At 73.5% G+C, this 15,185-nt stretch carries 13 protein-coding genes; 3 read left to right on the forward strand and 10 right to left on the reverse strand.

The genetic code is table 11. The features are described from left to right. Window positions 1–116 precede the first annotated feature (116 nt). Window positions 117–1,028 (forward strand): LysR family transcriptional regulator, encoded by a 912-nt coding sequence (locus BN3794_RS01370; protein WP_066092253.1) that lies wholly within the window; start codon window positions 117–119, stop codon window positions 1,026–1,028. Between the two features lie 103 nt (window positions 1,029–1,131). Here BN3794_RS01370 and BN3794_RS01375 read toward each other — a convergent pair whose 3' ends face one another. The 5 genes from BN3794_RS01375 to BN3794_RS16670 form a co-directional block, all read right to left on the reverse strand. Beyond that, a complete protein-coding gene (locus BN3794_RS01375) occupies window positions 1,132–2,820 on the reverse strand; it encodes a glycerol-3-phosphate dehydrogenase/oxidase (protein ID WP_066092256.1) in 1,689 nt (562 codons plus the stop codon). Continuing rightward, window positions 2,817–3,506 (reverse strand): acireductone synthase, encoded by a 690-nt coding sequence (mtnC, locus tag BN3794_RS01380; RefSeq protein ID WP_066092259.1) that lies wholly within the window; start codon window positions 3,504–3,506, stop codon window positions 2,817–2,819. The genes BN3794_RS01375 and mtnC overlap by 4 nt, the downstream gene beginning before the upstream one ends. Further along, on the reverse strand, window positions 3,503–5,056 hold the full coding sequence (locus tag BN3794_RS01385) for an FGGY-family carbohydrate kinase (protein WP_066092262.1): 1,554 nt from the start codon (window positions 5,054–5,056) through the stop codon (window positions 3,503–3,505). The genes mtnC and BN3794_RS01385 overlap by 4 nt, the downstream gene beginning before the upstream one ends. Window positions 5,057–5,449: 393 nt before the next feature. After that, entirely contained in the window at window positions 5,450–6,688 is a 1,239-nt protein-coding gene (locus BN3794_RS16665; protein WP_236493136.1) for an MFS transporter, read from the reverse strand. Next, window positions 6,685–7,938, reverse strand: coding sequence for a serine hydrolase domain-containing protein (locus tag BN3794_RS16670; protein ID WP_078059525.1), 1,254 nt, complete (start codon window positions 7,936–7,938; stop codon window positions 6,685–6,687). The genes BN3794_RS16665 and BN3794_RS16670 overlap by 4 nt, the downstream gene beginning before the upstream one ends. 256 nt (window positions 7,939–8,194) lie before the next feature. On the opposite strand from BN3794_RS16670, the gene BN3794_RS01400 reads away from it, so the two are divergent. Beyond that, window positions 8,195–9,121 (forward strand): LysR family transcriptional regulator, encoded by a 927-nt coding sequence (locus BN3794_RS01400; RefSeq protein WP_066092265.1) that lies wholly within the window; start codon window positions 8,195–8,197, stop codon window positions 9,119–9,121. A 224-nt stretch (window positions 9,122–9,345) separates the two neighbouring features. Here BN3794_RS01400 and BN3794_RS01405 read toward each other — a convergent pair whose 3' ends face one another. From BN3794_RS01405 to baeS, 5 genes are all read right to left on the reverse strand, one after another. After that, window positions 9,346–10,524 (reverse strand): vWA domain-containing protein, encoded by a 1,179-nt coding sequence (locus BN3794_RS01405; RefSeq protein WP_066092268.1) that lies wholly within the window; start codon window positions 10,522–10,524, stop codon window positions 9,346–9,348. 12 nt (window positions 10,525–10,536) lie between these two features. After that, window positions 10,537–10,851, reverse strand: coding sequence for a DUF2164 domain-containing protein (locus tag BN3794_RS01410; protein WP_066092270.1), 315 nt, complete (start codon window positions 10,849–10,851; stop codon window positions 10,537–10,539). A 3-nt stretch (window positions 10,852–10,854) separates the two neighbouring features. After that, window positions 10,855–11,700, reverse strand: coding sequence for an AAA family ATPase (locus BN3794_RS01415; protein ID WP_066092273.1), 846 nt, complete (start codon window positions 11,698–11,700; stop codon window positions 10,855–10,857). Between the two features lie 89 nt (window positions 11,701–11,789). Then, window positions 11,790–12,470, reverse strand: a complete 681-nt coding sequence (locus BN3794_RS01420; RefSeq protein ID WP_066092275.1) for a response regulator — start codon at window positions 12,468–12,470, stop codon at window positions 11,790–11,792. Further along, window positions 12,467–13,849: a sensor histidine kinase efflux regulator BaeS gene (gene baeS / locus BN3794_RS01425; RefSeq protein WP_066092278.1), complete on the reverse strand. Its 1,383-nt coding sequence runs from the start codon at window positions 13,847–13,849 to the stop codon at window positions 12,467–12,469. The genes BN3794_RS01420 and baeS overlap by 4 nt, the downstream gene beginning before the upstream one ends. Before the next feature lie 154 nt (window positions 13,850–14,003). Between baeS and BN3794_RS01430 the strand changes: the two genes are divergently transcribed. Then, on the forward strand, window positions 14,004–15,185 hold the full coding sequence (locus BN3794_RS01430; protein ID WP_066092281.1) for an efflux RND transporter periplasmic adaptor subunit: 1,182 nt from the start codon (window positions 14,004–14,006) through the stop codon (window positions 15,183–15,185).

Genomic DNA, 15,185 nt, shown 5'->3' on the forward strand with positions numbered 1-15,185 from the left:
CGCGCCTGCCTGTGCCGGAGCGCCAGGCACCGAACCGCCGTGCGTCCCCGGCTTCCGGCCGGGACGGTCGGTCGCGTCCCGCCGGCGGCGCGCCGCCGCCCCGGCAGGGAGGCGGCATGACCCGGCCCAGCCCGTTGCCCGCGGTGGTCGCCTTCGCCCACGTGGCGCGCCACGGCAGTTTCACCCGCGCCGCCGCCGAGCTCGACGTGTCCACCTCGGCGCTGTCGCAGACGGTGCGCGCGCTGGAGGTGCAGCTCGGCGTGCGCCTGCTCAACCGCACCACCCGCCGGGTCGGGCTGACCGAGCCCGGCGAGCGCTTCCTGCAGCGGATCACGCCGGGCCTGCAGCAGATCGATGCCGCGTTCGCCGACCTGGATTTCCTGCGCGATCGCCCGGCCGGCACGGTGCGCATCAACCTGGCGGCAGTGGCGGCCGAGCAGCTGGTCTGCCCGCACCTGCCGGGATTCCTGGCGCGCTACCCGGAGGTGACGGTGGAGCTGTATGCCGACCGGTCGCTGGCCGACATCGTGGCCGGGGGCTTCGACGCCGGCATCCGCCTGGGCGAATGCCTGGCGCGCGACATGGTGGCGGTGCCGATCGGGCCGTCGCAGCGGCAGGTGATCGCCGCCACGCCCGCCTATTTCGCGCGCCAGGGCGTGCCGCGGACGCCGGATGCGCTGGTCGGCCACGATTGCATCCGCTGGCGGCGCAGCGACGGACGCATCCAGCCCTGGGAATTCACCCGCGACGGCCGCGACTTCCAGGTGGAGGTGGACGGCCGGCTGGTGGTCAACGACACCGCGGTCGGGCTGGCGGCGTTGCGCAGCGGCGTCGTGCTCGGCCAGGTGTTCGCCTGGCAGGTGCGCGAGGACGTGGCGGCCGGCCGCCTGCGCACGGTGCTGGACGACTGGCAGGCGCCGTTCCCCGGCTGGTACGTGTACTACCCGGCGCGCGCGCAGATGGCGCCGAAGCTGCGGGTGTTCATCGATTTCCTGCGCGAGGCGGTGGCCACGGCGGCGTCGCCGTAGGGCGCATGGCGCCGGCGGAAGATGGCGCCGGAGCCGTGGACGTTCGTCGATTCCCGGGCAGGTCCCGGGCAGGGGCCGGAAGCGGATGCCCCGCCCCGGCCGGCTACGCCGCCGGCAGGGGCGGCAGCCAGCGCCGGGCGTGGTAGTCGTGGATCTCCTGCGCGGTGCGTGCCGCGTCCCAGCCGAGCAGGTCGCCGGCCTGGGCGGCGACGGCGTGCACCGTGTCCACCTCCGGGGTGCCCAGGGTGCCGACCAGCAGGCGCCGGTCGAGCACGTCCTCCAGGCGGCGGGCGGCCTCGTTCTCCACCGCGTGGCGGACCTGGGCGGCGATCTCCGGCGAGTCCGGACCGATCGTGCGCACCAGCGCGGGATCGGCATGCAGCAGCGCGGCCAGGGCATGGCCGGCGCGGCCGTAGACCGTCGCCAGCCGCTGCGCGGTGCCGGCGGCAAGCCCGGCGGCCTGCAGGGTGGCCGCCATCGTGGCGATGCCGTCGGCCGGGTCGCAGGCCCAGCCGTAGCCGTCGGCGATGGCATCGCGGGTGGAGTCGTAGCCGCGCCAGGCGACATGGCCCAGGCGCGGCTCGCGGCGCAGCGCGGCCAGCACGTCGGCCGCCAGCGCGCGCGAGGCGCTCCACTTGCCGCCGGCGGCGGCGTACAGGCCGCCCACGCCCAGCGTGGCGCTGTCGTAGACGCGGTGCCGGCGCGAGACCGCGGCGCTGTCGCGGCCCGGTTCGTCGATCAGCGGGCGCACGCCGATGGTGATCTTGCGGATCCGGGCCGGATCCAGCGGTTGCCTGAGCGCGGCGTCGAGCGTGGCCAGCAGGTCGTCCAGGTCGGCCTGGACCGGGTGCAGCGCGTCGGCCGGGCCGTCGTAGGTGCTGTCGGTGGGGCCGATGAAATGCATGCCCTGCCAGGGCGCGATGACCACGTGCTTGCCGCTGGGCACGCGCGTGTACACGCCGCGCAGGTCGTCCCCGCCCAGCCGCGGCACCAGGATGTGGATGCCCTTCACCCGGCGGATGGAGAACGGCAGCGGCAGGCCCTGCCGGCGCAGCAGTTCGCCGGTCCAGGGGCCGGCGGCATCGACCACGCAGCGCACGCGCACGCGGCGGCGGCGGCCGTCGAGGCGGTCCTCCACCTCCAGCCCGGCGATCGCCCGGCGTCCGCCGGCGTCCTCCAGCAACGGCGCCAGCACGCGAGTGTGGTTGAGCGCGACCGCGCCGTGGGCCACCGCGGTCTTGAGCAGTTCCAGCAGCAGCCGCTCCGGGTGCAGGTTCTGGTAGTCGTGGGTGACCCAGCCGCCGTGCAGGCTGCGCCCGTCCAGGTACGGCGCGTCGCGGCGCACGGCGTCGGCGTCCAGGCGCAGCGTGGCCGGCAGCCGCAACGGTGGCGGGAGGTCGCGGTTGCGGTCCCAGCCGAGCAGGTCGTAGGCCTTGCAGCCCAGCGCCAGCTTGGCCATCGACGGGTCGCGCCCGGCATAGGCCGGCATGATCAGCTCGACGCGGCGCACCAGGTGCGGCGCGGCCTGGGCCAGGTAGCGGCGCTCGCGCAGGCACTCGCGCACCAGCGCCACGTCGCCGTGCTCGAGGTAGCGGATGCCGCCGTGCAGGAACTTGGTGGTGGCCGCGCTGGTGCCGCTGCCGAAATCGTCCTGCTCGAGCAGCAGCACGCGCAGGCCGTGCCCGGCCGCTTCGCGGGCGATGCTCACGCCGCTGATGCCGCCGCCGACGATGGCCAGGTCGTACTCGCGCGCCAGCGCCGTGGCCGGGTCGCGTGCCAGGCGCACGCTCATGCCAGGGCCTGCAGGTCGATCTGGTCGAAGCGCTGCACCCGCGGGTGGCCCTGCGGCGGCGGCGCCTCGCCGCGGTCCAGCCCGCAGGTGCGCAGGCCCGCTCCGCGCGCGGCGTCCAGCTCCGCGGCCACGTCCGACAGGAACAGCACCTGCGCCGGCGGCCGGCCGATCGCCGCGGCGATGCGGGCGTAGGCCTGCGGCTCGCGCTTGGCGCCGACGGCGCGGTCGAAGTGGCCGTCGAACAGCGGGCGCAGGTCGCCGCAGGGCGAGAAGCGGAAGAACTGGGTCTGGGCGAACACCGAGCCGGAGGAGAACACGTAGATCGCCAGCCCGCGCTCGCGCCACCGCTGCAATGTATCGGGCACGTCGGGATAGACGTGGCCCTGGAAGGCGCCTTCCTCGTAGCCCTGGTGCCAGACCAGGCCCTGGAAGGCCTTGAGCGGGGTGACCTTCAGGTCGGCGTCCTGCCAGCGCATGAGCTGCTCGTACAGGGCGCGCTCGTCGGCCTGGGCGGGCAGTTCACCGAGCCGGCGGGTCTGCTCCAGCAGTTGCCGGACCTCCGGCTCGTCGCGGTGGCCGGCGATGTAGGCCGGCAGCCGCGCCCTGGCGTAGGCGTACATGCCGGTCTTGACGTGGCGGTCGGAGCTGGTGGTGCCCTCGATGTCGGTGAGGATGGCCTGGATCATGCTTGCTCCTGTCCCTGGGAGATCCGGCGCGCCTGCAGCGTCGCGGCGAAGGTCTCGCGCAGGGGACCATGTACCAGCGCGCCGCGCAACCGGGCCAGGCGGGCGTAGGTGTGGCAGGCCTGCGGCTCGGGCAGGTAGCGCTGGCGCACCTGCGACCAGCGCGAGACGGTGCCGGCCAGGTCGTCGGTGTCGCCCACCGCCAGCATCGCCAGCGCGGCGTCGGCCAGGGTGGCGCCGTCGTTGCGGGTGAGGGTCTGCCACGGCAGGCCGGCGACGTCGGCCTTGATCCGGTTCCACACCGGGCTGACCGCGCCGCCGCCGACCGCGCTGGCGTGGCGGATCTCCACGCCGGCGGCACGGAACTGCTCGGTGAACAGGCGGTACTCGAAGGCGATCGATTCCAGCACCGCGCGCCACATCTGCGCCCGGCCCAGGCCGCCGGCCAGGCCGACGAAGGTGCCCGAGGCCCCCGGCAGCTCCGGCCCGTAGCCGCCCAGGTACGGGAAGAACAGCACCCCTTCGGCCCCCGGCGGCACCTGCTCGGCCAGCCGGTCCAGCTCGGCGTAGAACAGCGGCTCGTCGCGGTGCTCGCAGACCTCGTCGCGGAACCAGCGCAGCGCCAGCCCGCCGGTGAGGCTGTAGCCGAAGTAGAACGACTGCCCCGGCAGCGTGGCCAGCATGTTGAGCAGCCCGCCGGTGCGCGCCAGGCGCGGGTTGATGCCGTCCACGCCGACGCAGAACAGGCTGGAGGTACCGGCCACGTCCACCGCGCAGCCCGGTTCGGTCAGCCCGGCGGCCAGCGCCGACTGCTGGATGTCGCCGGCGCCGGCGGCCAGCGGGGTGCCGGCGCGCAGGCCGGTGCGCGCGGCCATCTCGGCGCTGAGCCGGCCGACGATCGTGTCGCACTCGACGATGCGCGGCAGCAGCCGGCGCGGCACGCCGAGCGCGTCGAGCTGGTCCAGCGCGTAGCCGCGGGCGGCCGCGTCGAAGCCGAAGATCCAGCCCGACAGCTGGGTCGGCTCGATGTAGCTGTGCGCCGCGTCCAACTCGCCCAGCCGGCAGGTGACGTACACCGCCGGCGGCAGCAGGCGCTCGGCCTTTTCCAGCCAGTCCGGGCGATGGCGGGCGATCCAGCGCAGCGCCACCGGCATCTCGTAGCAGTCCACGGTGGAGCTGCCGCTCTGGTCGATCCACGCCTCGCGCAGCAGCGCGCGGACTTCATCGCGTTCCACGGTGGAGCGCTGGTCCACCGCCGGCAGGCACGGCGCCACCGCGCGGCCGTCGGCACCGACCAGCAGCGTGGTGCAGATGAAGCCGCTGGCGGCGATGGCCCGCACCTCGGCCGGGTCGATGCCGGACTGGCGCACCACCTCGGCGATGGCCGCGACCACCCCGTCGAGCATGTCCTCCGGCTCGATCTCGGCCCAGCCGGGCTGCGGGAAATGGATCGGATGGGCGTGGCTGGCTTCGGCCAGCAGCGTGCCGTCGGCGGCGTGCAGGGCGGCCTTGGCGCCCTGCTGGCCGACATCGATACCGAGATAGCAGGCCATGCGATCGTGGTGGCGTGGGGGAACGGCAAGCATAGTCCATCGCTTCATCCGAATTAAGGGATGGATGCGGATGCGACCATTGCCGCGGGCACCGCCAAGATGGGCGCGAGCCTTTCACGGCGCCGTCGGCCTGTCCGTCCCGATCGCGCCGGTCTTGCTCCGGCTTGCCGGGCCGAGCCGGGGTGATCGTCGCGGCGCAGGCGGCCGCGGTATCCGTGCACGCCGGATGCCGGGCGACCGGCTGGCGGCGCTGCGCGCCCGATGCGCGAAGGGGGCCGGCATGGAGGTATTGGCGCAGCCGCGCGGGCGCGCCAGCCGGGTCGCGACGGCGATGACGACCCGGGTGGTTCGTGGCCGCACCCCGTGGGTATTTGCTGGAAGTGCGAGCCGGCGTCAGACGACCTTTGGTTGCTCCCCAGGCGCCGATGCGTCACTGCCTGGTCTGTCCGGCGGGAAACCGTACCGCCGGGCGCCGGCCGCGATCGCCAGCGAGGCCATCAGCAGGAGCAGCAGCGTCCACGGCAGCGATGCGGCGCCCCATGCCGCCAGCGCCACGCCGCCGAGCAGGCCGCCGCCGGCGATGGCCAGGTTCCAGCTGGTGACGGTCATCGACTGGGCGATGTCGCCGGCCTCGCCGGCCGCGCGCAGCAGCGCGGTCTGGTACAGCGTGGCGGCGCCGCCGAAGGCGATGCCCCAGACGATGCAGGCCGCGTAGGTCACCGCGACCGGGCGACCGTTCCAGGCCAGTGCCAGTGCGGCCGCGGCGAAGGCCACGGTGCCGCCCAGCACCAGGGCGCGCAGGTGCCGGTCCACGCCGGCGCCGGCCACGCCGATCCCGGCCAGCGAGGCCAGGCCGAAGGCCAGCAACGCCTTGTCCACCGGCACGCCCAGGCCATCGTCCAGGAACGGCACGATGTAGGTGTAGAGCAGGTTGTGGGCCAGCACGAAGGCGAACATCGCCGCCAGCACCGGGCGCACCCCGGGCAGCCGGAACACCTGGCCGATGCCGAAGCCGCGCGCACCGGGCAGGCCCGGCATCGGCGGCAGCGCCAGTCGTCCCCACAGCAGCACCGCGGCGCTGAGCAGCGACATCAGGCCGAAGGTCCAGCGCCAGCCCACGGCCTGGCCGAGCACGGTGCCGGCCGGGATGCCCAGCGCCAGCGCCAGCGGCGTGCCGACCGTGGCCACCGCGATCGCCCGGCCCTGCAGCGCCGGCGGTGCCATGCGGCTGGCGTAGCCGGCCAGCAGCGCCCACAGCAGGCCGGCGCTGACCCCGGCCAGGAAGCGCACCACCAGCGCCAGCGCATAGCTGGTGGTCACCGCGGTGATCGCATTGACCACGGTGAAGCCGGCCAGCGCCAGCAGCAGTAGGCGCCGGCGCGGCCAGTGCGCGGTGGCGCGCGCCAGCGGGATCGCGGTGAGCAGCGAACCGAGCGCGTAGACGCTGACCAGTTGCCCGGCCAGCGCCTCCGATACCTGCAGTCCCGCGCCGATGTCGGCCAGCAGGCCGGCGGGCAGGGCCTCGGTGAGGATGGTGACGAAGGCGCCGCTGGCCAGCACCAGCAGGCGCGCGACCGGCAGGCGCGTGGCGGCCGCCGGGATGGCCGCCATGCAACCGTCCTGGCTGCTCATGCGCGCTCCCCGGTCGCGACCAGCTGTGCGTACACGGCATCGCGCAGTTCGCCGACGAAGGCGCCGGACATGCCTTCGAACAGGGTGTTGGTCAGCGCCACCACGCTGATCCGGCGCACCGGATCGACGGACCAGGCATGGCCGTAGGCACCGCCCCAGCGCCAGCTGCCGGGCGCTTCCGGCGAGGCCGCCGCGGCCGGGTCGCGCAGCACCGAGAAGCCCAGGCCGAAGCCGCTGCCGGGGGCGTCGGGAGGTCCCATCGTCCCGGTCTGGTTGCGCGCCATCTCGGCCACGCTGGCCGCGGGCAGTACGTCGCCGCCGCCCTGGCGCAGGGTTTCCAGCAGCCGCAGCAGTTCGTCGGCGGTGCCGACCATGCCGGCACCGCCGGAAGGGTAGGCGCTGCGGTCGAGCGCGCGTGCCGGGTCGAAGGCGACGCCGGCGCTGCCGGGCATGAAAGCCACGGTCTCCGGTCCCTGCATGCGGTGCGGCGCCGGGGTGTCGTTGACGTACACCGCCGCCAGCCGTGCCGGGTCGAGGGCGTGGAACGCGGTGTCGCGCCAGCCCAGCGGCGCGCCGACCAGCCCCTGCACCGCGTCCGCCAGCGGCGCATCGGCGGCGCGCTCGATCGCCGCGCCGACCACGTCCACGCCGAGCGAGTAGTGCCATGCGCTGCCGGGGGCGAACAGCAGCGGTACCGAGGCCAGCCGGCGCAGGTTCTCGTCCAGGTCGAAGCCCGGCAGGTCCAGGCCGTCGGAGACGCCGGCGCGGGCGTAGGGGCCGGCCGCGTCCGCTTCCAGGAAACGGTAGCCGAGCCCGGAGGTATGGCTGAGCAACTGGCGCAGGCTGATCGGCGGGCGGCTGCCGTCGGCCAGCGCCGGGCGGAAGCCGGGCAACCAGCGCGTCACCGGGGCGTCCAGTTCGAGCCGGCCCTGCGCGACCAGCGCCATCGCCGCGGTGGTCACCACCGGCTTGCTGACCGACGCCAGCCGGAACGGGGTGTCCTCGCGCATCGGCGTGCCGGCCTCGCGGTCGGCCAAGCCGGCGGCGCGGCGATGGACAGTGCGGCCGTCGCGGGCGACCAGGACCACGGTGCCGACGAGGCGGCGCTCGGCCAGGGCGCGGTCGATCGCGGCATCGATCGGCGCGGCGGCAGCGGCGGCGTGCGGAAGGGCCAGCGCGGCGCCAGCGAGCGTGGCGTCGCGCAGGAAGCGGCGGCGGGAACCGTCGGTGGCGGCAGGAACATCGGACATGGGGATCTCGGCGGAACGGGAGATCTCCAAGCTAGGCATTGCGCCATCGCGGAAAAAGATGGGCATAGGTTGCGGCTGCCAGGACGCCAATATCCGCAATCAGAGGCTAAGTTGAGCCCATGGGGGGGACCGTCCGGCAGGGGCGACTTCAGTCGTGATGGCGCGTTACCGGGAAAGCCCCATCGCGACGGAAGTCGCTCTTACTGGTCGCTCCCGCAGCGCTGTTGGCGGCAGCGGCAATTGACAAGAGAGGATCATGGACAGCCTGGCCGGTTTCAACGTGTTCGTGCAGGTGGCCGAGACCGGCAGCTTCGCCGCTGCCGGGCGGCTGCTGGGCACCTCCGCCTCGGCGGTCGGCAAGCGCGTGTCGCGGCTGGAGGAGCGGCTGGGCGTGCGGCTGTTCCATCGCAGCACGCGCAGTTTGGCGCTGACCGCCGAGGGCCAGCTGCTGCTGGAACGCAGCCGCCGCATCCTCGGCCAGATCGAGGAGGTGGAGGCCGAGTTGTGCAGCAGCGCCGGCGCGCCGCGCGGGCGACTGCGGGTCGGCCTGCCGCTGATCAGCTCGCTGGTGCTGCCGGTGCTGTCGGATTTCGCCGCGGCCTATCCGCAGATCCAGCTCGACCTGGATTTCAGCGACCGCATGGTCGACGTGGTCGAGGAGGGCTTCGACGCGGTGGTGCGGCTGGGGCCGCCACGCGATTCGCGGCTTGTGGCACGGCATCTGGGCGACTTCCGCCTGCTGCTGGTGGCCTCGCCGGACTACCTGGCCCAGGCCGGCGTGCCGCGGCAGCCGGCGGACCTGGCCGGCCATCGCTGTCTGCACTACCGCTTTCCTACCAGCGGCCGGTTGGAGCCGTGGCCGCTGCGTTGGCCCGAAGACCAGGCGTGTGCGTTGCCGGTGTCGATGGTGTGCAACAACATCGAGAGCCGGCTGTGCTTCGCCGAGCGCGGGCAGGGCATCACCTGCGTGCCGGACTTCTCGGCCGCCGCGGCGCTGGCCGCCGGACGCTTGCGTAGCGTGCTCGAGGACTGCATGGATTTCTGCAACAGCTACCACCTGCTGTGGCCCTCCGGCCGGCACATGGCGCCCAAGTTGCGGGTATTCGTGGATTTCATGCAGCAGCGGATGCTGCGGGCCGGGCTGCGCGACTGCGGCGGCGGCGGCCGGGGTTTGCCGGGCTGAGCCGCGGGACGAGGGCACGGGATTCTTCGTCCTTTCCTGACGCTTCGCGGCAGGGACCGCTGCGGCCGGCTGCGTGCATCGCGTCCGGCACGGGACGGAAACTCCGTCCGCACCGATAGGCTGGGGGTTACGCCCGATCCTGGATCCTGCCGGGTCCTCCTGGCGGGAAAGGCCCGCCAGGGTGGCCGGGCCTGCTTGGTCGCCGCTTCCCTGGCGGAGAGCAATCAGCGCGCCAGCGCCGTCATCGCCGCGGCCAGCCCGTCGGGGGTGAGCGGGTGCATGTGGCCCTCGGCCAGCTCGCGCACCATGCCGATGGACAGGGTGTGGTCCCAGCGCTGGCGCGGCACCGGGTTGATCCAGGCCAGGTGCGGGAACTGCGCGGCCAGGCGGCCGAACCAGGCCGCGCCGGGCTCGGCGTTCCAGTGGTCGGTGGCGCCGCCGGGCTGGGTGATCTCCCACGGGTGCATGGAGGCGTCGCCGACCACGATCACGCGGTGGTCGGGGCGGTAGCGGTGCAGCAGGTCCCAGGTCGGCACCTGCCCGGCCGGGTCGAAGCGCGCGCCGCGCCACACCGTGTCGTAAAGGAAGTTGTGGAAGTAGAACGTCTCCAGCCGCTTGAACTCGGCGCGCGCGGCGCCGAACAGCGCCTGCGCGGCGTGCACGTGCTCGTCCATCGAGCCGCCCACGTCCAGCAGCAGGATCACGCTGACCGCGTTGCGCCGCTGCGGGCGCATGCGCACGTCGAGCAGGCCGCCCTCGCGCGCGGTGGCGGCGATGGTGCCGTCCAGGTCGAACTCCTCGGCCGCGCCCTCGCGGGCGAAGCGGCGCAGCCGCCGCAGCGCCATCTTCAGGTTGCGCGGGGACAGCTCGGCATCGCCGTCCAGTTCGCGGAACGCGCGCTGCTCCCACACCTTGGCCGCGCTGCGGTTGCGGCTCTCCCTGCCGACGCGGATGCCGCCCGGATGGTAGCCGCCGTTGCCGAACGGGCTGGTGCCGCCGGTGCCGATCCAGCGGTTGCCGCCGGCATGGCGTTCGTGCTGCTCGTCCAGGCGCTCGGCGAACTTCTTCATCAGTTCGTCGAGCGAGCCGACCTGCTGCAGCTTCGCCTTGTCGTCCTCGCTCAGTTCGCGGCCGAACGCGGCGCGCAGCCAGTCTTCGGGAATCACCGCCTTCAGGTCCTCCGGCGAGGCGGTGGCCACGTCCTGCAGGTAGCGGCCGAAGGCGCGGTCGAAGCGGTCGTAGTGGCGCTCGTCCTTGACCAGCACCGTGCGTGCCAGGGCGTGTAGCGCCTCGGGCGTGGCCGGGGCGATGCCGGCCTGCAGCGCGCCGAGCAGGTCCAGCCATTCGCGCGGGGTGACCGGCACGCGCTCGGCGCGCAGGGCCTGGAACAGGCGCAGGAACATGCGGCGCGCCCTTCAGCCGGCCGTCGCGGCGATGGCCGCGCGCGCGGTGCCGGTCGCGTGCACCGGCCGCCCTCCACGGGCTGTTCGCGGGCACGGCGCGTCCTGCACGTCGTCCAGCCTCGCCGCCAGCACCACCTGCGCGGCGCGCACGCCGCGGTTGTACCCGTGCGCGCCCGTTTCCCGCGGCAGGCAGTCCGGCAGGAACCCGGCATCGGACTGGCCCAGCGGCGGGCCCGGTTCCGCATCGAAGTAGCGTTGCTGGCGGTGCACCCGCCGCGCCTTCTCGCCCTTGGCGAAGGCGATCCCGATCCCGTCCGGCGCGTGCATGCCTCAGCGCCCCTGGCGGCGGTCGAGGAACAGCAGCCGCTCCAACAGCTGCTGGTCCTGCTCGTTCTTGATCAGCGCGCCGGCCAGCGGCGGCAGCGCCTTGGACGCGCCGGCGCCGGCGAGCTGGCGCGCGACCAGTTCGTCGGCCATCAGCAGGCGCAGCCAGTCGATCAGCTCGGAGGTGGAGGGCTTCTTCTTCAGCCCCGGCACCTCGCGCAGCTCGAAGAACACGCGCAGCGCCGTGCCCACCAGGGCCTGGTCGATGCGGGGGAAGTGCACGTCGACGATCCGCCGCAGCGTGTCGGCGTCGGGGAAGGCGATGTAGTGGAAGAAGCAGCGGCGCAGGAAGGCATCCGGCAGCTCCTTCTCGTTGTTGGAGGTGATCACGATCACCGGCCGGTGCACGGCGGCCACGGTCTGCCCGGTCTCGTGCACGTCGAAGGCCATGCGATCCAGCTCGTGCAGCAGGTCGTTGGGGAACTCGATGTCGGCCTTGTCGATCTCGTCGATCAGCAGCACCGCGCGGCGCTCGCTCTCGAACGCCTCCCACAGCTTGCCCTTGCGGATGTAGTGGGCGATGTCGTGCACCCGCGGGTCGCCGAGCTGGGAGTCGCGCAGGCGGCTGACGGCGTCGTACTCGTACAGGCCGTGCTGGGCCTGGGTGGTGGACTTGACGTGCCAGGTCAGCAGCGGCGCGTCGAGCGCGGCGGCCATCTCCTCGGCCAGCAGGGTCTTGCCGGTGCCGGGCTCGCCCTTGATCAGCAGCGGGCGCTGCAGGGCGATGGCGGCGTTGACCGCCTGCATCAGGTCGGGCGTGGCGACGTAGCGGGAAGTGCCTGCGAATTTCATGGGTGAGGGCGACGGATAGGGGAGGGAGGGCCGCGGCGGGACGACGGCCGTGCGCCTAGCCTATCGGCCCGCGCGGCCGGCGTCAGGCGTCAGGCGTCGAAGCGGTAGCCGACGCCGTACACCGAGCGGATCCAGTCCTCGCCGCCGGCCGCGGCCAGCTTGTGGCGCAGGTTCTTGATGTGGCTGTCCACGGTGCGGTCGGTGACGATGCGGTGGTCGGCGTAGAGCCGGTCCATCAGCTGCTCGCGCGAATACACCCGGCCCGGGGTGGCGGCCAGGGTGCGCAGCAGGCGGAACTCGACCAGGGTCAGGTCCAGGTCGCGGCCGTCGACGCTGGCGCGGAAGGCGTCCTCGTCGATGCGCAGGCCGGCCATGGGCGCCATGCCGGGGGCATGGCGGTGGCGGCGCAGCACCGCGTTGACCCGGGCGATCACCTCGCGCGGGCTGAACGGCTTGCACACGTAGTCGTCGGCGCCGATCTCCAGGCCGAGCAGGCGGTCCACCTCGTCGGCGCGCGCGGTGACCATGATCACCGGCACGTCGCTGAAGCCGCGCAGCTCGCGGCAGATCTCCACGCCGTCGCGGTGCGGCAGCATCAGGTCCAGCAGCACCAGGTCCGGCCGCAGCGTGCGTACCGCCTCCACCGCGCGGGCGCCGTCGTCGATCCAGTCGTGGCGGTAGCCGGCCGCCTGCAGGTACTCGCCGAGCACCGCGGCCAGGCGCGGCTCGTCCTCCACGATCAGCACCCGGCCGGCGTCGTCCACGCTCATGGCGTCTCCCGCAGCGGCAGGTGCACGGTGATGCGCAGCCCGCCCAGCGGCGAGGGCGTCGCGTCGATGCGGCCGCCGTGCGCCTCGACGATGTTGCGGCCGATCGCCAGCCCCAGCCCGCTGCCGCCGCTGGCGCGGTTGCGCGAGTCCTCGGCGCGGTAGAAGCGCTGGAACAGGTGCGGCAGCCGCGCCGGCTCCACGCCCGGCGCGGTGTCCTCGACCCGCACGTCGGCCTGGCCGTCCTGGCGGCGCCAGCCCACGTGCACCCGGCCCGGCGCGTCGGTGTAGCGCAGCGCGTTCTCCAGCAGGTTGGCGAACAGCTGGTGCAGGCGGCGCTCGTCGCCGAGCACCGGCAACGGGCCGCCGCCGGCATTGGCCTGCAGCACCAGGCCGGCATCGGCGAAGCGCCCGCGCATGCCCGACACGGCGGTCTCCAGCACCGTGGCCAGGTCGATCGGCGTGCGCCGGTAGGCCAGCGCGCCGACGTCGGTCAGCGACAGGTCGTGCAGGTCGTCCACCAGCTTGCCGAGCTGGCGCACCTGCTGGTCCAGCGCCGCCAGAGTGTCGGCGGTCGGCTGGCGGATACCGTCCTGCATCGCCTCCAGCTCGGCGCGCAGCACCGCCAGCGGGGTGCGCAGCTCGTGCGAGATGTCGGCCATGAAGCCGCGCCGGGCACGCTCGTTGTGCTCGAGCGCGGCGGCGAGCTGGTTGAAGTCGCGCGCCAGCTGGCCGAGCTCGTCGTGGCCGCCGGCATCGATGCGGATGGTGTAGTCGCCGGCGGCCAGGCGGTGGGTGGCCAGCGCCAGCCCGCGCATGCGCCGCAGCAGGGTGCGCGAGAGCAGCCAGGCCAGCAGCGCGGCCACCAGCACCGAGGCGCTGCCGATCATCCACCAGGCGTGCACCTGGGCTGCGAAGAAGCGGGCGTCGCCGGCGCCGAGCGCGCGCTGGAACGGCACCATCGCCATCCAGCCGACCACGCGCCCACCGGCATCGATCGGGCGCAGGATGGAATCGCGGCCGGCGGCGGGATTGCCGACCAGCACCCGGTAGTCGCGGTCGAGCACGGCGAAGCGCGGCACCGCGCCGGTCTGGTCGGAGATCGAGGGCGCCCGCGGGCGTGCGTCCGCGCGCCGTTCCGGGCGCATCAGCGCGAACCAGGCCGAGGGGTTGTCGCGGACGAAGTCCCAGCTGCCGTGGGTGGCATACTCCGCGCCCAGCCGCGGCAGCACCTCCTGCATGCGCTCCACGCCCTGGTCGTTGAGGTAGCCGAAGAACGCGCGCTGGAAGAACATGCGCGCGGCCACGCCGTTGACCAGCAGCACCAGCGCGCAGGCGGCGAGCACGGCCAGGAACAGTTTGGCGGTCAGACCGGGTTTCATCCGCGGGCCCGGGGCAGGTGGAAGAAGGCATCATTAGCGGTCCAGGCGGGGGCGCAAGGCAAGGGCAAACCGGCCGTCACGTGTAATCTTCAAATTTGCTGCACATTCGCCGCCGAGCATGGCGGCCTCCGGAGAACCGAAGCGGTCGCCCCCCATGCCTGTTTCCCGCCCCTATTCCCTGCCTGCCCGCGGCTGCGCGCTGGCCCTGCTGGTGGCGCTGGCCGCCTGTTCCCGCCACGCCGAACAAACCGCCACCCCGGCCGTGGTCGGCGTGCAGACCGTCGCCACCCAGCGCCTTGAGAAGCAGCAGACCCTGGCCGGGCGCACCGTGGCCCACATGGTCTCGGAGGTGCGCCCGCAGGTCGGCGGCATCATCCAGAAGCGCCTGTTCACCGAGGGCCAGGAGGTCAAGGCCGGGCAGGTGCTCTACCAGATCGATCCGGCCACCTACCAGGCCGCCTACGACAGCGCCAAGGGCCAGCTGGCCGAGGCCGAGGCGGCGGTGCTGGCCTCGCGGCCGCAGGTGCAGCGCTACGACGCCCTGGTCAAGCTCGACGCGGTGAGCAAGCAGGACGCCGACAACGCGGTGTCCACCCTGCGCCAGAACGAGGCGGCGGTGCTGGCGGCCCGCGCCGCGCTGCAGAGCGCGAAGATCAACCTGGACTACACCCGCATCAGCGCGCCGATCTCCGGGCGCATCGGCACCTCGGCCTACACCCCGGGCGCGCTGGTGACCGCCGGCCAGGACACCGCGCTGACCACCATCCAGCAGCTCGACCCGATCTACGTGGACGTCACCCAGACCAGCGCCCAGCTGCTGGCGCTGCGCAAGCAGCTGGCCAGCGGCGCGCTCAAGGCCATCGACGGCAAGGCCCAGGTGCAGATCGTGCTCGAGGACGGCAGCACCTACGCCCATCCGGGCACGCTGGAGTTCGTCGGCACCTCGGTGGATACCGGCACCGGCAACGTCGTCCTGCGCGCGGTGGTGCCCAATCCGGACGCCCTGCTGCTGCCCGGCACCTACGTGCGCGCGGTGCTGCCGATGGCGGTGGACGACAACGCCATCCTGGTGCCGCAGAGCGCGGTCACCCGCAACACCAAGGGCGAGGCCACGGTGCTGCTGGTCGGGGCGGACAACAAGGTCGAGCAGCGCGTGGTCCAGGCCGACACCGCGCTCAAGGACCAGTGGGTGATCGGCGCCGGGCTGAAGGCCGGCGAGAAGCTGATCGTCCAGGGCGGCAGCAAGGTCAAGGCCGGGGATACGGTCGAGGTCCAGGACGTGGCGACCGGCCAGGCGCAGGCGCAGGCGCCTGCGGCCGGCGGCCAGGCGAAGTAA

The sequence above is a fragment of the Xanthomonas massiliensis genome, assembly GCF_900018785.1.
Taxonomy (GTDB): Bacteria; Pseudomonadota; Gammaproteobacteria; order Xanthomonadales; family Xanthomonadaceae; genus Xanthomonas_B; species Xanthomonas_B massiliensis.